This window comes from Niallia sp. WK069_GA_01, from assembly GCF_983173855.1.
Map to the genome: position 1 here is coordinate 4,764,410 of NZ_OZ470138.1, position 22,935 is coordinate 4,787,344.

18 protein-coding genes are annotated in these 22,935 nt (G+C 34.7%); 4 read left to right on the forward strand and 14 right to left on the reverse strand.

Features of this window, described 5'->3' with window-relative positions; genetic code table 11:
• Positions 1-73: 73 nt before the first annotated feature.
• Genes AC5LWL_RS22175 through AC5LWL_RS22185 form a run of 3 tightly spaced genes read right to left on the reverse strand, consistent with a single transcriptional unit; the run spans position 74 to position 3,760 of the window.
• Entirely contained in the window at positions 74-1,222 is a 1,149-nt protein-coding gene (locus AC5LWL_RS22175; RefSeq protein WP_493436313.1) for a mannitol-1-phosphate 5-dehydrogenase, read from the reverse strand.
• 1 nt (position 1,223) lies between these two features.
• Positions 1,224-1,655: a PTS mannitol transporter subunit IIA gene (locus AC5LWL_RS22180; RefSeq protein ID WP_493436314.1), complete on the reverse strand. Its 432-nt coding sequence runs from the start codon at positions 1,653-1,655 to the stop codon at positions 1,224-1,226.
• Positions 1,655-3,760, reverse strand: a complete 2,106-nt coding sequence (locus AC5LWL_RS22185; protein WP_493436315.1) for a BglG family transcription antiterminator — start codon at positions 3,758-3,760, stop codon at positions 1,655-1,657. Before AC5LWL_RS22185 ends, AC5LWL_RS22180 begins: the two co-directional genes overlap by 1 nt.
• A gap of 422 nt (positions 3,761-4,182) precedes the next feature.
• On the opposite strand from AC5LWL_RS22185, the gene AC5LWL_RS22190 reads away from it, so the two are divergent.
• Positions 4,183-5,325 (forward strand): IS110 family RNA-guided transposase, encoded by a 1,143-nt coding sequence (locus AC5LWL_RS22190; RefSeq protein WP_493432573.1) that lies wholly within the window; start codon positions 4,183-4,185, stop codon positions 5,323-5,325.
• Positions 5,326-5,995: 670 nt separating this feature from the next.
• Here AC5LWL_RS22190 and AC5LWL_RS22195 read toward each other — a convergent pair.
• The 3 genes from AC5LWL_RS22195 to AC5LWL_RS22205 all read right to left on the reverse strand — a co-directional run bounded on the left by AC5LWL_RS22195 (position 5,996) and on the right by AC5LWL_RS22205 (position 9,728).
• The gene (locus tag AC5LWL_RS22195) at positions 5,996-7,450 is read right to left on the reverse strand and encodes a PTS mannitol transporter subunit IIBC (RefSeq protein WP_493436316.1); all 1,455 of its coding nucleotides are present in this window, start codon (positions 7,448-7,450) and stop codon (positions 5,996-5,998) included.
• A gap of 534 nt (positions 7,451-7,984) precedes the next feature.
• Positions 7,985-9,292 (reverse strand): hemolysin family protein, encoded by a 1,308-nt coding sequence (locus tag AC5LWL_RS22200; protein ID WP_493436317.1) that lies wholly within the window; start codon positions 9,290-9,292, stop codon positions 7,985-7,987.
• Positions 9,293-9,338: 46 nt separating this feature from the next.
• Positions 9,339-9,728 (reverse strand): MerR family transcriptional regulator, encoded by a 390-nt coding sequence (locus AC5LWL_RS22205; protein WP_493436318.1) that lies wholly within the window; start codon positions 9,726-9,728, stop codon positions 9,339-9,341.
• 395 nt (positions 9,729-10,123) lie between these two features.
• Here AC5LWL_RS22205 and AC5LWL_RS22210 point away from each other — a divergent pair, with 395 nt between their 5' ends.
• Positions 10,124-10,687 carry a tyrosine-type recombinase/integrase gene (locus tag AC5LWL_RS22210; RefSeq protein ID WP_493436319.1) on the forward strand — a complete coding sequence of 188 codons (564 nt, stop codon included), beginning with the start codon at positions 10,124-10,126 and terminating at the stop codon, positions 10,685-10,687.
• A 397-nt stretch (positions 10,688-11,084) separates the two neighbouring features.
• A complete protein-coding gene (locus AC5LWL_RS22215; protein WP_493436320.1) occupies positions 11,085-12,140 on the forward strand; it encodes an AI-2E family transporter in 1,056 nt (351 codons plus the stop codon).
• Between the two features lie 210 nt (positions 12,141-12,350).
• Here the strand turns inward: AC5LWL_RS22215 and ilvD are convergent, their stop codons facing one another.
• The gene (gene ilvD / locus AC5LWL_RS22220) at positions 12,351-14,027 is read right to left on the reverse strand and encodes a dihydroxy-acid dehydratase (RefSeq protein WP_493436321.1); all 1,677 of its coding nucleotides are present in this window, start codon (positions 14,025-14,027) and stop codon (positions 12,351-12,353) included.
• Between the two features lie 432 nt (positions 14,028-14,459).
• Positions 14,460-15,593 (reverse strand): alpha-hydroxy acid oxidase, encoded by a 1,134-nt coding sequence (locus AC5LWL_RS22225; protein WP_493436322.1) that lies wholly within the window; start codon positions 15,591-15,593, stop codon positions 14,460-14,462.
• 335 nt (positions 15,594-15,928) lie between these two features.
• Here AC5LWL_RS22225 and AC5LWL_RS22230 point away from each other — a divergent pair, with 335 nt between their 5' ends.
• Entirely contained in the window at positions 15,929-16,546 is a 618-nt protein-coding gene (locus AC5LWL_RS22230; RefSeq protein WP_493436688.1) for a VanZ family protein, read from the forward strand.
• Between the two features lie 151 nt (positions 16,547-16,697).
• On the opposite strand, the gene murB is transcribed toward AC5LWL_RS22230, so the two are convergent.
• The 6 genes from murB to AC5LWL_RS22260 form a co-directional block, all read right to left on the reverse strand.
• Positions 16,698-17,609 carry a UDP-N-acetylmuramate dehydrogenase gene (gene murB / locus AC5LWL_RS22235; RefSeq protein WP_493436323.1) on the reverse strand — a complete coding sequence of 304 codons (912 nt, stop codon included), beginning with the start codon at positions 17,607-17,609 and terminating at the stop codon, positions 16,698-16,700.
• Between the two features lie 432 nt (positions 17,610-18,041).
• On the reverse strand, positions 18,042-18,824 hold the full coding sequence (locus AC5LWL_RS22240; protein WP_493436324.1) for a serine hydrolase: 783 nt from the start codon (positions 18,822-18,824) through the stop codon (positions 18,042-18,044).
• Positions 18,821-19,810, reverse strand: coding sequence for an ABC transporter ATP-binding protein (locus AC5LWL_RS22245; RefSeq protein ID WP_493436325.1), 990 nt, complete (start codon positions 19,808-19,810; stop codon positions 18,821-18,823). The genes AC5LWL_RS22240 and AC5LWL_RS22245 overlap by 4 nt, the downstream gene beginning before the upstream one ends.
• Before the next feature lie 13 nt (positions 19,811-19,823).
• Positions 19,824-20,741, reverse strand: coding sequence for a C40 family peptidase (locus AC5LWL_RS22250; protein ID WP_493436326.1), 918 nt, complete (start codon positions 20,739-20,741; stop codon positions 19,824-19,826).
• Positions 20,738-21,838, reverse strand: coding sequence for a dipeptide epimerase (locus AC5LWL_RS22255; protein ID WP_493436327.1), 1,101 nt, complete (start codon positions 21,836-21,838; stop codon positions 20,738-20,740). The genes AC5LWL_RS22250 and AC5LWL_RS22255 overlap by 4 nt, the downstream gene beginning before the upstream one ends.
• An 87-nt stretch (positions 21,839-21,925) precedes the next feature.
• The gene (locus AC5LWL_RS22260) at positions 21,926-22,828 is read right to left on the reverse strand and encodes a S66 peptidase family protein (RefSeq protein WP_493436689.1); all 903 of its coding nucleotides are present in this window, start codon (positions 22,826-22,828) and stop codon (positions 21,926-21,928) included.
• Positions 22,829-22,935 lie beyond the last annotated feature (107 nt).

The window sequence follows — 22,935 nt, forward strand, 5'->3', positions numbered from 1 at the left end:
TCTAAAAACTATCTTCTATACGGTATCAATATTGTCTTGATCGAATAGAAGAATCTTTCATTTTTTATTCTTATCAGTTATTAACCACTGTAAATGCTGCAACCGCCTTAACTAATGCATGTTCTTCCTCTAAGCCAGTTATTTCACTAAATGCCTTTGTTATTCCCTTTTCCTCAATCAATTGCTTCATTTCGATAGATTCTTGATCTTCTGGAGTATAAAAAGTTAGTGCAGCTGCCATTACTTGAACTAGACTATTTGGAACCGCTTTAAAAATTTGCATGTATTCTAAAGCCGGTGCTACTAAACGATCATTGGGACCAAGCTTGCGCAAAGGAGAACGCCCCACTCTTTTAACATCATCCACAATCTGTGGATTTGCAAAACGACCGATAATCTTTTTTATATATAGAAAATGTTCTTCTTCTACAAAATGATGCTTTTTTATCAAAACTTTTCCTGTTTCTTCTAGTACGTTTAATACTTTTGCTTCTATTTCCTTCTTTTTAATCGTTTCTGCTATTGTTTGATCATTTTCTACATATCCAAAATAAGCAGTAGCAGCATGACCAGTATTTACTGTAAACAGTTTTCTCTCTATATATGCTTGTAAATTCTTCACAAATTGCGCTTCCTTAATAGAAGGCTTTGCTCCTTTAATAGCCGTCTCATCAATTACCCACTCTTGAAATGGTTCAACTAAAACATCTAATAACTTTTCATTATGTTGATTAGGAACAATTCTATCAACAGCTGAATCGGGAAAACCGACATACTCTTCAACCCATGATGCTTCTTCCTTGTTTAAATGTTCAAGTACAAATTTCTTTAATGCACTACTTGCACCAATCATATTCTCGCAAGCGATTACATTTAAATAAGTATTTTGTTTTTTTCTTCTAGCCTTTAATCCTTCCGCAATAACTGGAGCGATAAATGAAAGAATAGTAGGACCAGCAGCAGTTGTAATTAAATCTGCAGATACAATTTCCTCTACTACCTTTTCTGGATTTAATTTACTGTTTATTCCTGTTACGTCAGATACAGTAAAAGACTCGTTTTGATTATTCGCTAAAAAAACTTGATACGTTCCTACCTTGTTGATTTCCTCTATTAATCTTTCATTTACATCGACAAAACATACTTCATAATCAGATTGATTCAATAATAAGCCAATAAAACCTCTTCCTATATTCCCTGCGCCGAAATGAATCGCTTTCATTTCAGTTCACCTCACTTAAAATTCGGATGATTTCCTCTTCCGTTGTTGCCTGAACTAATTTTTCAACATTCTCTTCTTCTGAGCACACAATAGCAATTTGAGACAAGATATCTAAATGCTCTCCATCTTTACCAGCAATTCCAATTAACAGTTTAACTATATTTCCGTCTCCAAAATCCACTCCATTCGGAACTTGCAATACAGATAAACCAGAATGAATAACAGAGCCTTTTGATTGATCCGTTCCATGAGGAATAGCTAAGAAGTTACCCATATAAGTCGATGACATTTCTTCTCTTTTTAACATCTCCTCAATATAATCTTGTGACACATAACCATTGTCCACTAGAAGCTGCCCCGTTTTTTTAATCGCTTCCAATTTTCCTGATGCTTGACTGTTTAACATAATATTTTCTTCTTTTAAAATAGACATTACTTCTCCTCCTGATTAACTTGAATATAGTTATTTAAATATTGACAGCTTATATAATGAATTAATTCTTCCTTATTTCCATCTTTAAATAGTTGAATACTTTTTTCCGATTGAATAATTAAAGCACTTATAAAACTTAATAATTCCATATCAGAATCATCTAAATTAAATGGAGCTAACAACAAGAGAATTCTTTTTACTTTTTCCTTTTCTCCATTCATTGCATTTAGTTCCAATGGTTCTTGCAATTCTATAATATTAAAAGATGGCTTGATTACGTTAGAATGCCTTGTATGATAAAGAGCTAGAGTAGTTCCTGGTATCGCCAGCCCACCTAATTTTGAACGGTCTAAAAGGCTAGTGAGGACCGCATCCACCTGTTCGATAGATCCTCTTTTCACTAGTTCAGCTAGCGCTTGCTCTAAAGTAGTATGAAATTCCCCTCCATCTATTTCATTCCATATTTCCATTTCTTTTAGGATGGATGCTAACCTTTGAATTTGATTTCCCAACTGCCTAAAATGATTAAAATGTAGAGATATCTCTTGTGTTTCTTCATTTATTCTAGGCAATTCGTCCAACAGCAGCTGCCCACTCTTGTCATGCAGATAGCTTTTCACTTCTGCAAGCTCTTGATCTGTTAAAATTGGACTCACTAGTAAATAATCATGTGTCTTCTCTTCAATTGGAATCGTTGAGAGAACCGCATCATAACTATCTAATGAAATATTTTTCAATCCAAAAACAGAAACCGTTTTCAACTCTGCTAAACCTGGTATCTGATTATATATTTTTGCTGCTAGCATTTTAGATGTCCCTATACCACTTGAACAAATTATTAATACCTTAAGTTTTTTCGTAGATTGTTTTGCATTAATAGCAGAGCCAAAATGTAAAACTAAATACCCAATTTCCTCTTCCGGTATATACATTGTTGGGATAGAAAGGGATGCTGCTTCTTTTACTTTGAGAAATAAATCTGCATAATCCTTTTTTATCTTTCCTAGAAGCGGATTAGATATTTTCATCTTTTGTTTTAGCCGATACATGGCTGGCTGTAGATGTGCAAGCAATCCATTAAAAAGGGACGCATCGGTCAGTTTCGTACGAAGCAATACTTCCATATTTTTTATAAGATCATGAACAATCATGGCAACTTCTATATTTTCGTCTCTTATACCGAAATCCTTGTTATACCTAATTTTTGCCCCTCTTAAATGCATCGTTATATACCCAATTTCTCCTTCAGGAATACAAACGGTAAATATTTGTTCTAGTTGCTGTACTATTTTTTTTGCAAACTCATATTCTTTCGTGCTTCTTAATTCATATAAATACTCTTCTTTTAAGATAATATTTTCTCCCCTTTGGATTCTCTCCATCGCAAGAGCAATATGCACAACTAGACCTACGTATGAGCTGTCTGCTAGTGGATATGGCAGTAATTCATTTATCTCTTCAATAATATTTTCAATAAGCATAAGTTTATCTTTTTGCATTAATCCTAAAAGTCTTGCTGAGATAGAATCGACTTTATTCGTAGATTTTTTTTGAATATTCTCTTTTACCATTTTCAAAAAATCAGGTACATCAAAACGGTCGGCAATAAGATTGCGAATAGCCCCTCTTTTTCCTTCTTCCGGTCCTTCTAGTTCAACCCCATATCCCCTTTTTCGAATAAGTTTCAATCCATACTCTTGAAGAAATGGCTCCAATTTATCTAAATCATGACTAACCGTAGCATTTGTTACTCCTAAGTCGTTAGCTAAGGTAAATAACTTCGTTGGTTCCTTATTATCAAGTAATGCACACAGAAGAACTATTAGCCGTTCTTCGGAAGTATATTCGGTAAAGTCTTGCTTTAAAATGGTTAACCGTAATTGATAAACATCATCTTGATTACCTATAATTTTTAATCCCACACCTGCTTTTTTTTGTAATTTCAGATGAAAGCTGTGTAAAATATCCTCAATATTTTTTACATCTCGATGAATCGTCCGCTCACTGACATTTACTATTTCAGCAAGTTGTTTAATGGTAATTTCCTCATTTATTCCTTCTAATAAAAACTGTAAAATTACTCTTTCTCTAGCTGATATCAGCATGTCTTCTCACCCTATTGCCTTGACATAATTTAATTATATAAACGAATGATAGCACTTTCAATTAATACAAAACATATTATTTTCAAACTTATTGTTGCCAAAATTAATTTAATAATTCCCTATTTTCTTACCCTATATTAAGAAACACACATGATTTCACACTCACACCCCGGCATGAAAATTTTTTCTAAGCCGGGGTTTTACTTTTTTGTCCATTTTTCCATACTGATTAATGCTATGGGAAGTAATCTTTACGTGCGCTTTTGTGGTGGTTCGACCCTGTATAAGAAACTGTTTGGAATTTGCCTTGTGTACACCCCTTTGTTGACTCTTCAATTTTTGAGGATGATCACGTACAGAAAAATGCTGTTTGACCAAGCTTATTCCACTTTCCATAGACACTACTTTGGAGGTTGTTTTATTTGGACATTTTATTAACCCATTGTGCCGGAATGGATGTTCATCAAAAAGAGATTGTAGTTTGTGCCCTAACTGGCACTAATAATGAATCCATTCAAAAAGAAACCAAGACTTTTTCCACTTTAACCAAAAGTTTATTTGATTTATTAAAGTGGTTAGAAGAAAAACAAATTACACACATTGCTCTGGAAAGTACCGGAATCTATTGGAAGCCGGTATACAACATCCTTGAAGGATATTTCGATATTACTGTGGCCAATGCCCAACGTATTAAAAACGTTCCTGGTCGTAAGACCGATGTTTCAGATGCAGAATGGATTGCCAAGCTTCTTCGTCATGGATTGATTGAAAAAAGCTTTGTCCCTTCCCAAGATCTTCGGGAATTAAGAGATTTGAACCGTTTACGCAAGAAATGGGTTGGTAACTTAACAGCTGAAAAAAATAGAATTTCAAAGGTCCTCGAATGTTCAAACATAAAGCTTGGTTCAGTTATTTCTGATATCTTTGGGGTTTCTGGACGTAAACTTTTGAAACAGTTAGTCGATAATGGATACCTTGATAAGGCTGATGTTGATGCCAATATCCATCATTCTCTCCGCAAGAAGGCTGATACCATTTCCGATTCTCTTTTCGGAACATTAAATGAACATCAAATGTTTATGATTAAAAGCTCTTGGAATCATATCATGTATTTGGAAACTTCCATTCAAGAACTTGAAAATAGGATAGATACCCTGCTTCATTCCTATCAAGAAGAAAAAGAAATACTTTTATCTATCCCAGGTATAAAGGAACACACAGCTGCTGTTATTATTGCGGAAATCGGAACAGATATGAGCCAATTCCCTTCATCAAGACATTTAGCTTCTTGGGCTGGTGTATCACCTGGCAATAATGAAAGTGCTGGTAAAAAGAAAAGTTCCAAAAGCGTTCAAGGAAACCCACATATAAAAGCTGCTCTTTGTGAGGTTGCTTGGGCTATATCAAGGTCGAAAAATACCTCAATGTCAAATGTTTTTTGGTCTCTATCTGCAAGAAGAGGAAAGAAAAAAGCTTTACAGGCTATTGCACATAAAGTTTTAAGAATTATATATACCCTATTTATTAATAAGCAACACTTCTCTGAACCACGTCTAGCTGGTTAGACGACCTTCCATTACAATACTCTATTAAGGTTGTGATTTTTTTAAAAAATTGAGGTCACACCCTTTCTTTACTATTGTCTTTTTTCTAGAAGTCCACGCTTCAAGATTTTCTTTACACCAAAATCCTGTACCCGCCCTATCAAATAGAACACGTTACTGTATTATACAGATACCCAGAATAGCCACTCGCCCGTTTTATTTTCACAGAAAAAGCGCAAGCGCCCTTGCTCAGCCCCGAAGAAAAATGTTCTCCTGACTCAAAAAGTGTTCTTTACTTTTAGAGGCAGGAGGTTATCTTTCACAGGGGCTAGGCGCTGGAGCTAGACACTAATCTAGTTTGAAAACTTTATACTTTCTTACCTTTTAAAAAAAGCGCGGGCGCCTTATTCAGCCTCAAAGAAAAATGTTCTCTTGACTCAAAAAGTGTTCTTTACTTTTAGAGTCATGAGGCATAGAGGCTAGGCGCTTGCCGGCTAAATACGCGTAAAAGAAGAAAATCGACTAAATATGCAACATCGATTGACTCGCATCCTGCGAGCCTTATGTCTTCACCGCACTTGTACATCCTGTATGTCGGAGCTAGACAGCCTTAACATTTCAAAAATTTTATACTTTCTTACCCTTAGAAAAAAACACTGCCCTTGGACAGTGTTTCAAAAATCGATCTCCCTTAAATTTTTACCTGTTCTTCTGCTTCCATTAATTTATTAACAATTTCATCATATTTTGGACTATTTAAGAAATTATCCACTGATACATGATGCGTATTTGGCAATTTTGAAATGGCACGATCTGTTAAATCTTTATGTGTAATAACAAGATCTACATCACTTGGAAGATTGGCAATAGATGTATTCGTTACTTCTATACCAGAAACGCCAGATTTTTTCACTTTGTTTCTTAGAATAGATGCACCCATAGCACTCGAACCCATTCCCGCATCACAAGCAAAGATAATTTTTTTAACCTCATTATAGTCTATTTCCGCATTAGTTAATTTTGATGCTGGTTGATCTGTTAACGTTGATGCTACAGAGCTTTTTTTACCTTTTAACGCTTCCATTTTTTCAGTAGCTGCGTTAATATCTTCTGTTTCTTTTTTACTTGTTTTTAGAATAATAGAGGCAATGACAAAGGACACAACTGCCGCAACAAATACACCCGCTAAAACACCAAGATGCTGACCTTTTGGAGCCATTGCCATTACAGCAAAAATACTACCTGGTGATGGTGTTGCCACAAGACCTGCATCAAATAAAGTAAATGTAAATACTCCACTCATTCCCCCACCAATTACAGCTAATAGCATCATTGGTTTCATAAGAATATATGGGAAGTAAATCTCATGAATACCGCCTAAAAAGTGAATAATTGCTGCACCTGGTGCTGTTTGTTTAGAAGTTCCTTTTCCAAATAGGCAATATGCCAATAGAACACCAATACCAGGTCCTGGGTTTGCCTCTAATAGGAATAGAATAGATTTTCCAACCGTTTTTGCTTGTTCTACACCAATTGGACCTAAAATCCCTTGATTAATTGCGTTATTTAAGAACAATACCTTTGCCGGTTCAATAAAAATACTAGCCAATGGCAGCATGTTAGCATCAACAATTAATTGTACTCCATTTGATAGAAAGTTACTTAACCCTTCAACAACAGGACCAACATATTCAAAAGCAAAAATAGCGATAATAGCACCTAAAATTCCTGCAGTGAAGTTATTAACTAACATCTCAAAACCAGTTTTGATTTTTCCTTTTAATAGATCATCTATTTTCTTTATTAAATATCCACCAATTGGCCCCATAACCATAGCACCAAGAAACATTGGAATATCCGCCCCAACAATAACCCCCATTGTTGCAGTGGCGCCCACTACGCCACCACGAACGTCATACACCATTTTACCGCCTGTATACCCAATTAATAGCGGAAGCAGATATTTAATCATTGGACCAACAAGTTTTGCTAATTCCTCATTAGGAAACCAGCCTGTTGGAATAAATAGCGCTGTTATTAATCCCCATGCTATAAAGGCTCCAATATTCGGCATAATCATCCCGCTTAAATGACTTCCGAACCTTTGTATCTTTACACGTAAATCACTTTTATTTTCATTTGACATTTTAAATTCACCCCTTCGCTTTCATATTTTAATATTAAAGCGTTTTCATTACATAAACAATTCAAACTAAGTATAACTTTGACAGAGATATAGTTGACAAAACTAAATTAAAGAGATTGTTCTAAAAAAATGGGTAAAATGGACACATCGAATTTCTTCGTTGGCTTATCTTCCGCTTATCACGTATTTAAATGGAGGATCTTCAACTAAAAACACTCACGTGAGCAACGTTGAAGTCACCACATCCTATGGAAGCTCGATGCTCAAAGTGAAGCTGCCTCGAGCTTCTTGATCCTTTTTTTGAACACGCACTTCAATTATATTTTCATAAGAAAAGCGCAAGCGCCTTGGTAAGCCCCGAAGAAAAATGTTCTCCTGACTCAAAAAGTGCTTTTTACTTTTAGAGGCAGGAGGTTATCTTTCACAGGGGCTAGGCGCTGGAGCTAGACATTAATCTAAGTTGAAAAATTTTATACTTTCTTATCTAGTAAAAAAGAAGGAAATTCCCTTAAAAGGAGTTTCCTTCTTTTTTTATTAAAGTGTATTCTTTTCAGTAGTAGACTTTAGTATTTCTATAAAATGAATATGATGTTCCTCAATGCTTTTTAATCGGAAAATATATCCTTCTTCCTCAATTTCTTCCCCTTCCACTGCATCAAAGTGGTTTGTTAAGAACCACCCGCCAATTGTATCCACTTCCTCTTCAGCTAGGTGTGTTCCTAGAAGATCGTTCACTTCGCTAATTAAAACTTTTCCACTTAATACATAATGGTCTTCATCCAATTTGCGAATATCAGCAACTTCATCTTCATCGAATTCATCACGAATATCTCCAACTATTTCTTCTAATATATCCTCAACTGTAACAATACCTGAAGTTCCGCCATATTCATCAAGCAATATAGCCATATGCGTTCTCTCTTTTTGCATTTTAATCAGCAGCTCACGAATAGGAACTGTCTCAATAACACGAATAATCGGCTTCATATACTCTTCTAATCGAATATCTTCCTTGTTTTGTATCTTAGCTGTTAAAAATTCTCTTATATTCATTAAACCTAATACATTATCTTTATCGCCATTTACAACCGGATATCTCGTATAGTTCTCTTCTTCCAGAATATCCATTATTTCATCAAATGTCTGGTCAATACTAATCGTTACCATCTCTGTACGAGGAACCATTATTTCTTTTGCGATTCTTTCATCAAATTCAAAGATATTATTTACATAGTTCAATTCATTTTTATTAATTTCTCCGCTTTTATAGCTCTCAGACATTAAAATACGCAATTCTTCTTCTGAATGTGCCAATTCATGCTCTGATGCTGGCTTTAATCCAAATAATCCTGTCAACATTCTTGCTGACCCATTTAATAACCAAATAAACGGGTAAAGAATTCGATAGAACCAGATAATAGGTGGAGAAAATAATAAAGTTACAGATTCAGCTTTTTGGATAGCTACCGTTTTTGGTGCCAATTCTCCTACAACCACATGGATAAAGGTTACCGCAACAAAAGAGATAACAAAGGATATGATATGAGAAACTGATTGAGATAGCTCAAACTTAGTAAAAAGTGGTTCTAATATTGCTACTACCGTTGGCTCCCCTATCCAACCTAACCCTAAAGCAGTCACTGTTATACCCAATTGACATGCTGATAAATATTCATCTAAATGGGTGGTAACTCTTTTTGCTGCTAATGCACCTTTTGCTCCTTCTGTAACTAATTGATCTATTCTTGAACTCCTTACCTTAACAATCGCAAACTCTGTTGCAACGAAAAATCCTGTTAATGCTATTAAAATGACAAATAAAATGATATTAAAAATCTCCAATAACTAGCCTATTAAAGGCTTACACCTCCTGATTTTTTAAAAAAATTTAACTTAACAGAAGCAACAAAGTTTGTATTAAAGAAATACTCTCATGGGATATAGTATTTCTAACTTCGTTTTTTTTATGATTTTGACCTTCAAAAGAGGTTAACACGCCCTTAATTTCTTTGTCCAGACTTTCCAGCATCTTTTTTATATGTTCAATATCAACAGTTTCCATTTTTTTATTAGATAGACTTTCCTTGATTTCTTCTAAAGTCATTTTTTTCTGTTTACATTCTTCTATAAATTTAATCTGTTGTACCGCATGTTCATCATAATAGCGATAATTTGCAGCAGAACGTTCAGCTTGCAGTAGACCAAGGGTTGTATAATAATCGATGGTTCGCTTTGTTACTTCCGTCATTTTTGCTAACTCGCCAATTTTTAGTTTCACATCCCCATGGTTCCCACCCCTAACCGTCACGTTTTAGTTTTACTATTTAATTATATAGGCTTCACTTAGATATACACAAGAAAAAAACTTTCCAACATATTATAACTTCACATAAAAAACAAAAGAAAATCAGCTCTTTTTCCTTTCCCTTTACAAAAAGAAAATAAGCAGCTTTTTGATATATTTTTATAAATAGCTCTTTTCTTACATATCAAGTTATTTAATCCTTAGAAGGGATGCCCTTTCCTAGAGGAGTCTGTATGTATTTATGCTGTGTAATAAAAAAAGATTATCTTTCATAATTTGACGTGCTCACTCCATCCCTTTATAATTAAATTATGTTACTCATTACTTAGTATTTTTTATATTGAGTAACATTAAAGGAGCAGAAAAACATGGAAGTTGTAGAAGCAATTAAAGATATAAAACAGATTAACAGCATGAAACGATATTTAAAAAAGAATTCCGAACGAGACCATCTTTTATTTGTTTTGGGTATAAACACCGGTTTAACTATCACAGAAATATTGGATATTCGTGTAAAGGATCTTGTTAATGGAGAAGTTGTAAAAGATTTTTACACATTAAAAAAAGAAGATAATAAGGAAGAAAAAAAGATTTATTTAAATCAAAAAGTAAAAAAATCCATTCTATATTATGTACAAACTACATGTTTAACCCCCGAGAACTACTTGTTTCACTCTAAAAAAACAGATAATCACTTAAGTAGACAACAAGCATATCGAATCATTCACCAAGCAGCAGAAGCAATTGGCCTCGATGCAAAAATTGGCACTCATTCTATGCGGAAAACATTTGGATATCATGCATATAAACGCGGAGTTGCCGTGTCATTGCTGCAAAAGCATTTTAATCATTCAACAAAGCAAGAAACATATAAATTTTTAGGAATAACAAAAGAGGAATGTACCACACCTCGAATTGATGTGAATTTATAAACCACATCACGGCTTACCCTCGAAGCTACTATTAGCACTTTCTTTGGAAACTTTATTATTGAAAGAAGATTGGGATTATCGCTACTACTATTTGTCTTACCATTATGTCAAAAGGAGAATTCTCTATTATTGTAGCGAATTTTAGCATCACCGTGGATTTGCCTCTAATGCGAGAACCGTTTTCTGCATGATACGTGCATATGCTCGCCAATCTAGGAGCTTGATTAACAAGAAAATTTTCTAAAACTTTAAATTTTTCTCAATAAATTCAAAAATTCAAAGAAAAAAAACGACAAAAAGTGTAATAAAAGATGTTTCTTAATCTTTTTAGTTATTTCTAACATAATTTTAAGGTAAAATAAAGAGAGACAAACATTTGAAGATAAGGGGACATATTGTGGAAATAGTAAACAAACTACTGATGAATAAAAGCTTAAAGCGGGTTGCGATTTTTGGATTGATTATTTTGGGGATATATTTATTAAGAAGCATGATTAACTTAATGTTGTTTACTTTTATCCTCTCCTTTTTAATGGACCGCTTAGAAAAAATCATTTCGAAACAAATCTCCATCAAAAGGAACGTTATAGTAAGTATACTCTATTTAGCGATTATTAGTTTATTATCATATGGCTTCGTGAAATATTTACCAATGCTAATAGAAGAAATCACTTCTTTAATTAGGCAGCTAGTTGACTTTTATACTAGGCCACATGATAATGCTGTTCTCAACTATATTGTAACCGTCATTAAAGAAAGAGAAATTAACAGCTATTTGGAGCAAGGACTTGGTTTTGTTGTCAAATACTTTACGGATATCAGCGCACTCGGTGTACAGTTTTTATTAGCGATTATTTTAAGCTTCTTCTTTTTATTAGAAAAGCCTCGTCTAATTAAATATAAAGAGAATTTCAAAACAAGTAAAATAGCAGCTTTTTATAATGAAATAGAATTTTTCGGAAAAAAATTCGTACTAACCTTTGGAAAAGTTTTAGAAGCTCAATTTATCATTGCATTAGTGAATTGTCTATTAACAACAATTGGTTTATGGATACTTGATTTTCCGCAACTGCTTGGTTTATCTATTTTAGTATTCGTTTTAGGGCTTATTCCAGTAGCAGGTGTCATTATTTCACTTGTTCCCCTGCTAACGATCGGCTACACCATCGGCGGTTATATGTATGTTATCATCATTATTATTTTTGTATGTATCATTCATGCCTTGGAGGCCTATATACTCAACCCGAAATTAATGTCTTCTAAAACCGATCTACCTGTTTTCTTTACATTTATTGTGTTAATTTTTTCCGAGCATTTCTTTGGAGTATGGGGTCTAGTTATTGGAATCCCGGTATTCGTTTTTCTTCTTGATATACTTCAAGTGAAAAGCATCGAACCAATTGAAGAGGAAAAACTTACGAAGAAAAGCACAAACACCTTTGAAAAACACTAAAAAAATACCCCTTTTCCTCTAAAAACACTTTTGTCTTTAGCAGAAAAGGGGGTTTTTTACAAGAGCTAGGTGCTGCTGTAGCCGGATGTGGATACAACCACTAAGTTATCTACATTCCATTTCGCTTATACTTTCCTAGACAAATAAAAAGGTGTACTTTTGATTTTTCAAAAGTACACCTTTTCTTTATAAGGAACAACATAGTTCCAATTAGATTTTCATTATTCCGCCAGTGCTTGCAGATGTTACAAGTTTAGAATAACGAGCTAAATAGCCTGTTTTTACTTTCGGTTCAAAACCTTTCCACTCTGCTTTTCTTTGTTCCCATTCGTCTTCAGGAACGATAGCATCCATTGTGCGGTTTTCAATATCAATAATAATTTTATCTCCGTCTTTTACAAACGCCAGCGGGCCACCTTCTGCTGCTTCTGGTGAAGCATGTCCAATCGATAGACCTCTTGAAGCACCTGAAAAACGACCGTCTGTTACTAAAGCAACCTTCGCTCCAAGACCCATTCCAACAATTTGAGAAGTTGGTGCTAACATTTCCGGCATTCCAGGTCCACCCTTTGGTCCTTCATAACGGATAATTACAACATGCCCTGCTTCTACTCTTCCTTTTGAGATGCCCTCTAATGCCTCTTCTTGTGATTCAAAAACAATAGCAGGACCCTCATGGCGTGTAATGCCTTTTTGCACTCCACCTGTTTTAATAATAGCACCATCTGGAGCCAAGTTTCCGAATAGTACCGCTAATCCACCTTTTTCCGAATGAGGATCTGTAATTGGTCGGATAACATTGGAGTCTTTCACTTCACAACCTGCAATATTTTCACCTAGTGTTTTAGCTGTTACCGTCAATGTATCAAGGTGTAATGCCCCCTCTTTTTTCGATAACTCATTCAAGGCTGCAGATACTCCCCCTGCTTCATGCAAATCTTCAATATGCACATCAGATGCAGGTGCTAGTTTAGAGATATGAGGTACTCTTTTTGCAACTTCGTTAATTCTTTCAAGTGGATAATCTACTCCAGCCTCATTTGCTAATGCAAGCGTGTGAAGCACTGTATTTGTTGATCCACCCAATGCCATATCCAATGCAAAAGCATTGTCAATCGCTTTTTCTGTTACAATATCCCTCGGTTTAATATCTTTTTCTATCAAGGTCATCAACTGTTTTGCAGATTTTTTCACGAATTCTTTTCGTTCTGGAGCAACAGCTAATATTGTTCCGTTTCCTGGTAACGCAAGCCCTAATGCTTCCGCCAAGCAGTTCATGGAATTGGCCGTAAACATACCTGAGCAGGATCCGCAGGTCGGACAGCCAAATTGTTCTAATTCTAGCAATCCTTTATCATCTATTTTTCCAGATTGATATGCTCCTACTCCTTCAAATACAGATGATAACGAGATTTTTTTGCCATCGCTAGTAACACCCGCTTTCATCGGTCCACCACTGACGAATATACTCGGAATATTCAGACGCATAGATGCCATCATCATTCCTGGTGTAATCTTATCGCAGTTCGGGATACAAACCATCCCATCAAACCAATGTGCTGCAACAACCGTTTCAATAGAATCAGCAATAATTTCTCGACTTGGCAGAGAATAACGCATACCAATATGTCCCATAGCAATTCCATCATCAACACCAATTGTATTCATTTCAAATGGAACTCCACCAGCTTCACGAATTGCGTCTTTTACTATTTTTCCAAACTCTTGTAGATGTATGTGTCCTGGCACGATATCTATATATGAATTAACAACCGCAATAAACGGTTTGCCAAAATCCTCTTCTTTTACTCCAGCTGCACGCAATAAACTTCGATGGGGCGCACGATCAAACCCCTTTTTTATCATATTACTTCTTAATCCAGTCACTTTTACCCCTCCATTGTCCAATAAAAACGAAAAATCAGTATATTTAAACTTTTGTATATTGTAACACTATTAATCTAAAAAGTGTAATACTCTTTTTCGTTTTTTTCTCTAGGAGAATAATTTTTCCGGATTATTTTCCAAAATTAACCATTGTTATATTTCCTGACACACAACGTCACAAACACTTGTTTTATAAGATTATTTTTCTATCATATATATATTCTATTAGATAAGAAATCACTTTATCATCTTACTTATATATTATTCCAAAATAACTTCTAACTTTCTTAAGCTAGGGAAGTTGAAAATTTTTGAAATGTGAAGGCTGTCTAACTCCGAGTTACTGGATATACAAGGTGCCCGCGCTTTTAGTCATTTTACTATACGGTTCCTTTTCAAACCTGAATTTACTAGAGATAGTAAATTATTTACTTAACTGTTCCGAAATAAATTATCTTCTGATAACTCATGCACAGATACTTCTCCAGAAAGTGCCAATGAGAGTTCAAACTCTTTTTTGAAGTTTTCAATAACAGAGATAACCCCTAATTCACCAGAAACACATAATCCATACATGAATGGTCTTCCTATCGCAACCGCATCTGCGCCTAGAGCAAGTGCCTTAAACATATCTGCTCCATTTCGTATGCCACCATCAACCATGATTGGAATTTGTTTATTTACCGCTTTTGCAATGAGCTGCAATGCATCTAAACTAGAAATTGCTCCATCAAGCTGGCGGCCGCCATGATTGGATACGATTATACCATCAAATCCTAATTCAACTGCTTTTTTTGCATCTTTCGGATGAAGAATTCCTTTTAAAATAATGGGCAACGAAGTATGTTCTCTTAAAAAAAGGACATCCTCCCAATTTAAATCAGGATGAAGAATATTACTAAGAATAGCAGCCAAAATATTTTCTTGGCTCCAATCTGGTACACTTTTTTTGAATACTGGATCTTGCCTGTAGTTCGCCTCACCTAAAGATTCCATTAACGGTACAAAACCATTTTTATAGTCGCTTTTTCTCCAACCTAATAAACCTGTATCTACTGTTACCACAATCGCCTTAAAACCAGCCTTTTCTGCTCTTCTTACCATACTTGCAGATACTTCTTTATTTCTCGACCAGTATAATTGAAACCAATTATCCCCATTAGGAGCAGATTCTGCTATTTCTTCTAAGGAATAGGTAGAAACAGTACTTGCTATATAAGGAACTCCTGCACGTGCTGCAGCTCTTGCAGCCGCTTTTTCTCCTTCTTCATCTGCTAGTCCTTGAAACCCTACCGGTGCCAACACCAACGGAAACGATAACTTTTGTTCAAAAAGAGTTGTTTCTGCAGAACTTAACGATACATCCCTTAAAACCCTCGGTAATATAGACCATTTCTGAAACGCTTTTCTATTCCCCTTTAAAGTCTCTTCATCTCCAGATCCGCTTCTTATATAATCAAAAGGGCCTTTTTCTATTATTTCTTTCGCTTTTTCTTCCCATTCTTCTATAAAGATTGGCAAATTTTTTGTTTCCTTATTAATAGAAGTAAATGATTGTGCACTCACTACATTGCCCCCTCTAAATTATTTAACATACTTATATAATACAAGATTTACTTATTTTTTTACAAAGACATATAAAGTCTCGTTTATTTAGTCTTTTAACTTTTTGCTACAACTAGACTAAATATTATAGTAGAATTTAATCTAATTGACCCAAGCGAAAAACTAAATTTTTTTTTGCATTCCCCATAATAATTGTTAAACAAAATAAATCTATACTTTAAAAAATAATGCAATAGTAGCGACTTTACCATGCAAGTATGCTTCTACTTTTAAAACGACCTCCATATATATATAATAAAGATACTACTAGAAAGGATTTTAGATCTAAAGTGAACATGATTAACAAAGTTTTGCTACCATTCATTATCATCATTGCTTTTTTTGTACTTTGGATAAAAAGTGATATTCAGTTTTCTCTCAGCTTTCCCTTTATTCTATTATTAACTGTTCCCCTTTGGATTTATTATCGAGTATCTAGATGTAAACAATATCAAAATAACTTAAGAACAGGGAGAGAAGTATTAGTTAATATCTTTTTTCTGTATCTATTGCTTGTTTTATATGTTACATTAAATCCATTTCATTTTTCGCCGCCTGGAAATAAAGGACATATCAACACGGCTCCCTTTGTACAAATACTTTATCAGTACAAATATAAGCCGCCTATCTTCTGGATGCTTTATGCCATTGGAAATATTCTTATGTTTGTCCCTTTTGGCTTTCTTTTTCCGGCAATCTATAAAAGAAGGTTTAAAATGATTGTTACCATCCTAGTGGCAGCTCTATCTTCCTTAACCATTGAATTAACACAGTATTTATTTACAATCGATCGCGCTGCAGATATTGATGATTTAATTATGAATGTTTTTGGCGCTCTTGTTGGCTACATTCTCTTCAGAATAACCAAAAAAATAACCTATAAAACCAAAATGAGCATTTTCTATATCAAATAAGAAAAATGCATTCGTTGTCCTTGTATCTATTAAGCGAACAATATTGTCATTTAAATAAATATCTACCAATATTAAAACAGACCGGCTTTCAGCCGGTCTATTTTTTCATAAATTGTATAATCAATCATGATTGAGTTCTTCTATAAGGTTATTACTTTTCCCCAATAATTCTAACTTCTGTTTCTAATTCCACATTAAATTTCTCTTTTACCGTTTTTTGCACATGTTTAATTAAAGATAAATAGTCATTTGCTGTTGCATTTTCCACATTTACGATAAAACCAGCATGCTTTGTTGATACTTGGGCTCCACCAACTTTTACACCCTGTAATCCACTATCTTGAATTAGTTTTCCAGCAAAATAATTAGAAGGTCTTTTAAATACACTCCCACAAGAAGGATATTCCAAAGGTTGCTTTGATTCACGCAAAAAAGTTAATTCATTCATCTTTTCTTTAATCGCCACTTCATTACCTTCTGTTAAACAAAAGGTTGCTTCTAAGATAATTGAACCATTTTTTTGAACACTGCTTGTTCTATACCCCAATTCTAACTCTTCTTTTGCTAATACAACCACTTCACCAGATTGCGTTAATATCTTAGCACTCTCTAAAACATCTGCAACTTCTCCGCCGTAAGCACCTGCATTCATATATAATGCACCACCAATTGAACCAGGAATCCCGCAAGCAAACTCTAAACCTGTTAGCTTATGCTCTAGCGCAAATTTTGACGTCTCAATAATGGCAGCACCACACTGAGCAATTATTTTATTACCTTCTAATGTAATATCCGTTAACCCCGTTAAATTAAACACAGCACCTCTTATCCCACCATCTTGAATCAATACATTTGAACCATTTCCTAAGATAGTAATGGGCAGGTTTTGTTTTAATGCATATTGATAAGCATCCTGTATTTGTTGATACGTTTTTGGGAGTAAAAGAAAATCTGCTTTCCCGCCAATTTTTGTATACGTATATTTATTTAAAGGTTCATCTATTTTAACATTCTCTTCTGACAAAACTTGAATAAAGTTCTTAATTATTTTGTTTTTTTCCATCATCTCAACCTTTACCTTTTCTCTTCATATTTCCTTCTATTGTATACCATTATAATAAAGTGGTACGACAAATGTAATCAAATTTATGTGAACTTTTTATATCTGTAACACAATATATGATATTTAACTTTATTCATGCATAAATTGCTGTTTTACATGAAGAAATCATACAAAGACTCTTTCTTACCTGATAAAAAAAGAAGAAATCAACAAACCTACATGCAAACTAAAGAAAACGATAAGAAAATCTTCCTATAAAAATGGTGTATGAACTAGTTATTCCATATAAATTGGCATACCCCCAAATCTCTGAAATAACTTTTTGTAGATTTTATGCTACAGCACTTTAGGACTCTTCACAACAAACAAACTCGCAAATCAACAAACTAGTGATTTACGAGCTGCTATCATAATAAATATTCCTATAAATGACTATTTCGTTCCACCTTCTTCCTCACACCAATCAAAGATACACCTCCCAATTAATTGAATAAATTCTTTTCCCTTTTTATTCGTTGGAAATTGTTCGGTCAATACGGAAACATAAATGGTTTCCTTTTTATAGGTAATGATGGCACAATCATGTTCCACTAGATCTAGTTCTCCGGTTTTGTTGGCAACTTGAATCTCCAGGTTGTTTTTAAGAAAACCAGGTATTTTATCTCGAAATTGTTGTTGTTTTAAGATATCCAAAAGCAACGTGTCTTTGTTTATCTTTTTCAAACAATTTAGTATGTCCAGTGGTGTCGTAACATTGTCTATACCATTTTCTCGTGCTTTTGCGTCCATCATTTTTCTTTTCAATTTGGTTGCAGGCATTCCTATTTTCTCACAACGATCATTAATGTTTTCTTTTCCTACTACATCCATTAAAAAATTGGCTGCCATGTTATCAGAAACAATAATCATTAATGTTGCTAAGTCTTTTATCGTTAACGAGCTATGCTTCGATAACGATTGGACTATTCCTGCTCCCCCTGCCACTTTTAGTTCAGCATTTTTTATTTGTTGCTGCATGTTTATTTGACCTGTTTTTGCCTGCTCAACTACTTCGACTACTATCGGAAGTTTAATAAGACTGGCACTTGGAAACATATCTTGGCTATTATATTCTATTTTTTTATTATTCCATTCAATTGTAATCCCAATATGCCCTTCCTCTTTATACATTCGAATAAGCGTTGCTATATTCTTTTCAAGGGATAAAAAATTCATGCTTCCTGCTTTCCTTTTTTATCCTCTTTGTATAAATGACATGCTACAAAATGATTTGTCCCCACTTCTTGCCATAAAGGTTTTTCTTTTGTACATATATCCATTGCTTTTGGACAGCGTGTTCGAAATACACACCCACTTGGCGGGTTAATCGGACTAGGCAATTCTCCTTCCAGAATAATTCTTTCTCTTTGATCCTCTAAGTCTGGATCTGGAATCGGAATAGCAGAAAGCAATGCCTCTGTATAAGGATGCAGTGGTCTGGCATATAATTCTTGGCTTTTTGTCAGTTCTACTAAATTACCTAAATACATCACACCAATGCGATCACTTATTTGTTTAACCATGGATAAATCATGTGCAATAAAAAGATAGGTTAATCCTTTTTCCTTTTGTAGTTTTTTTAATAAATTTACAACTTGCGCCTGCACAGAGACATCTAATGCTGATATCGGTTCATCTGCTATAATAAATTCCGGATTTAACGCCAAAGCTCTCGCGATGCCTATACGTTGTCTCTGCCCCCCACTAAATTCATGGGGATAACGGTTGGCATGCTCCTTATTTAAGCCAACACTTTCCAATAATTGATAAATTCTTTCGTTTTGGTCTTGTTTACTTTTATATAAATGATGGACTTCCATTGGTTCTGCAATAATTTCTCTAACCGTTGAGCGTGGATTTAATGATGCATATGGATCTTGAAAAATCATTTGCATTTTTTGATAAAATAATGTTTTTTCTTTTTCTCCTAGCGTTTCCATCTTCTTGTTATTATAAGTAATCTCACCTTTTGAACTTTTATACAAACCGATAATGGTTCTCCCAAGAGTAGATTTTCCACATCCTGACTCCCCAACAATACCAAAGGTTTCCCCTTTGTTTATATGAAAGGAGACGTCATTAACGGCCAGTAGTTGTTCATTTCGATCAAGTGTAAACGTTTTTGACACGTTCTCTACCTTTAATAAAACTTGTTGGCTCATTCTCAAATCTCCTTTACTCCCAATATCTTCTTGCTATACACAGCTCTTTTTCATATAAGGTACCCGCCATAGACTGAATCTCAATTGTTTTGCCAGTCTTCGGTGAGTGTAAAAGTTTATTATTTCCATAATAGATACCAACATGGTGAATATTCCCTTTTCCTTCTTCATTTGCAAAAAATAATAAATCTCCAGGTTCGAGTTTATTTAATGGAATGGCTTCTCCACCCTCCGCCTGCTCATGAGCATCTCTGGGAATTGTATATCCGTTTGCTTTACACATCGTATAGCTGAAACCTGAACAGTCATATCCGTAAGCACTCATCCCACCCCATAAATATTCTAAGTGGAGAAATTTTTTTCCTTCTTCAATGATGCTAATTCCATTTCCTTTTCCTAAATGATACTTGGATTGAAAAACATGAATATCCTTATTTTTTATCCACTTTTGATCAGAAGGTGTCTGAACAATCGTCCATTCCTCTTTTTGCTCCATAACTGGAAGTGTAGTTTGATAGGAAATCTCCATTTCTACGTCTAACTGTTTGTTATAAAGAGCCGTTAACGGAACACGAACAACAGCAATTGGATTATTTTCTAATAAAAAGCGATTATTTTGCTTTAGCTGATTGACAGCTATCCATCCAGGATATCCCTCTTTATTTTTAGATGATGCCTGTTCAGGGACTAACACATGAGCCCATCCCTCTTTTACTTCCTGTACATAGACTTCTTGGCCATACAACACTTGCGACTGCACTAAATTCTTTGTACATAATTCCAACTTGTTATCATAATCCAACTGCTTCAACCATTCGGAAACTGCACAAGGATTTTCTAATCCTGGCTGGTCTATGTCTCGTGCTGAGTCATAGGAAGTCCATAACGTAGCAACAGGAACATCTACAATATACACTGTGCTCTTACTCATACGATACTCTTCCTTTCCTCCAATAAAATACTCTTGATTCCTAATCCGCTTCTTTCTGACAAAGTAATCACTCTTCCATCATACTTTATGCCGCCGTCGATGATATCACTTGCCAGCATCAATGGAGCATCAAAATCATAACGGGTAATATTCTTTTTGCTTGCTGCAAAATGCGCGGCTGCTGTGATTCCTAATTTTGTTTCAATCATGCTTCCAACCATACATTCCATGCCGGAAACTTCTGCAAGATGATTGATAATCTGGGCTTGATATATGCCTCCGGATTTCATCAATTTAATATTAATCATATCTGCACTTCTTGTTTTTATAACTTCAAATGCCTGTTTAGGCGTAAATACTGCTTCATCCGCCATAATAATTGTATCTACTGCATCTGTTACTTTTTTTAAACCTTCCATATCATCTGCTTTAACCGGTTGTTCTACTAATTCTATATTCAAACCTAAATCTTCCATTTTGCGAATAGCAGTTATCGCTTCTTTTGGCTTCCAGCCCTGATTTGCGTCTAACCTTATCTTTATGTCCTTACCTATTCTTCTTCTTATTTCTTGAATTCTATTAACATCTGTTTGGATTTCGTCTTTCCCAACTTTTACTTTCAATACATCAAAACCTTTTTCCACATAAGAAACAGCGTCTTCTCCCATTTCTTCTGGACCATTAACACTTACAGTAAAGTCGGTTTCAATTTTTTCCTTATGTCCACCCAAAAACTGATAAAGAGGCATATCGCAATATTGTGCAAAGCAGTCATAAAGCGCCATATCAACAGCTGCTTTCGCACTGGAATTGCCGATAAGTATTGTTTGAATACCTTGTAATAATGACTCTAAACTTAATAAATTTTTTGTTACTAAATACGGTTTAAACACTTGATGTATAGCTGATTCGATGCTATTTAAGCTCTCGCCTGTAATGACTATAGTTGGAGGTGCTTCCCCCCAGCCGGTTATACCATTATCACAGCTGATTTTCACTAGTATAGAATCAGCTATTGTTACCGTTCGTAAGGCTGTCTTAAATGGTTTGATTAACGGAACTGCCACGCGGAATGTTTCTACTTTTATTATTTTCAATATGTATCAATCCTTAGTTTCAATTAATAATCTACTCCTGCTTCCTTAACCCTTATCCCTTTTAACTAATCAATCTATTAAATAAACTTATTGAACACCAGTTTCTAGTATTACTTTTTTTGTACTTGCATATAAATCTGCCTGAACACCTAATGGCACCGCAATATTTGGCGAGCAGTGGCCAATCTTAAATCCTTTTAATGCGGGTTTCCCTTGTTGTGTAATATATGTATCTATTACTTCTTTAAGGGTTAAAGACTTTTCTCTTTTTGACTCGCATTGATGAAAGTCACCAATAATAAAACCTGCAGCATCTCGAAGCTTTCCTGCTGACTGCAATTGATTTAACATCCGATCAATGCTCCTAGGCTCTTCATTCACATCTTCTATTAAAACTATCTTTGACTTTGTATCCACTTCAACAGGGGTTCCGAGTGTACTCGCAATAAGCGATAAATTTCCGCCAATGACCACTCCAGAAGCATTTCCCTCCACAAGGGTTTCTAATGGAGAATATTCCTCTGTATAGCTGATCTTTTGTGGTTCAAATAATTGCCGGAACATAGCATTTGTTGTTTCACAGGAAGAGCTTCCAATATCTGAAGATAGCATTGGTCCATGAAAGGTGCTTAAACCTGTTTTTTTGTATATGGCAAGATGCAAATAGGTAATATCACTATACCCCCAAAACATTTTTGGATTTGAAGCTATTATTGAATAATCTATTTCTTCAGCAATGCGAGCAGTCCCGTATCCTCCACACGCACAAAAAACCCCTTTTATTTCCTTATCTGTAAACGCCCAATGAAAATCTGCCAACCTTTGTTGATCACTGCCCGCTAAATAACCGTATTGATGAAAAAGATGATTGCCAAGCTTTACTTTTAAGCCTAATTTTTCTAAAAAAGCTATTCCTCTTTCTAGATTCTCTTTATTAGGTGGACTCGCAGGAGCTATTACGGCTACTGTGTCCCCTTTTTGTAATCTCATCGCCTTCAATTTTGTATACACCTCCATAGCCAATAATCTTTTTTGTTTTAAACGCTATTCTTCGATAAGTATCTTATAAATATTAAGGAGCTGTCCTAGAATGCAGT

Coding starts and splice junctions, on each gene's coding strand:
- AC5LWL_RS22175 (WP_493436313.1), bottom strand. CDS start 1,222: ATGAAAGCGATTCATTTCGGCGCAGGGAATATAGGAAGAGGTTTTATT.
- AC5LWL_RS22180 (WP_493436314.1), bottom strand. CDS start 1,655: ATGTCTATTTTAAAAGAAGAAAATATTATGTTAAACAGTCAAGCATCA.
- AC5LWL_RS22185 (WP_493436315.1), bottom strand. CDS start 3,760: ATGCTGATATCAGCTAGAGAAAGAGTAATTTTACAGTTTTTATTAGAA.
- AC5LWL_RS22195 (WP_493436316.1), bottom strand. CDS start 7,450: ATGTCAAATGAAAATAAAAGTGATTTACGTGTAAAGATACAAAGGTTC.
- AC5LWL_RS22210 (WP_493436319.1), top strand. CDS start 10,124: ATGGAAGTTGTAGAAGCAATTAAAGATATAAAACAGATTAACAGCATG.
- AC5LWL_RS22230 (WP_493436688.1), top strand. CDS start 15,929: ATGATTAACAAAGTTTTGCTACCATTCATTATCATCATTGCTTTTTTT.
- murB (WP_493436323.1), bottom strand. CDS start 17,609: ATGGAAAAAAACAAAATAATTAAGAACTTTATTCAAGTTTTGTCAGAA.
- AC5LWL_RS22240 (WP_493436324.1), bottom strand. CDS start 18,824: ATGAATTTTTTATCCCTTGAAAAGAATATAGCAACGCTTATTCGAATG.
- AC5LWL_RS22245 (WP_493436325.1), bottom strand. CDS start 19,810: ATGAGCCAACAAGTTTTATTAAAGGTAGAGAACGTGTCAAAAACGTTT.
- AC5LWL_RS22250 (WP_493436326.1), bottom strand. CDS start 20,741: ATGAGTAAGAGCACAGTGTATATTGTAGATGTTCCTGTTGCTACGTTA.
- AC5LWL_RS22260 (WP_493436689.1), bottom strand. CDS start 22,828: ATGAGATTACAAAAAGGGGACACAGTAGCCGTAATAGCTCCTGCGAGT.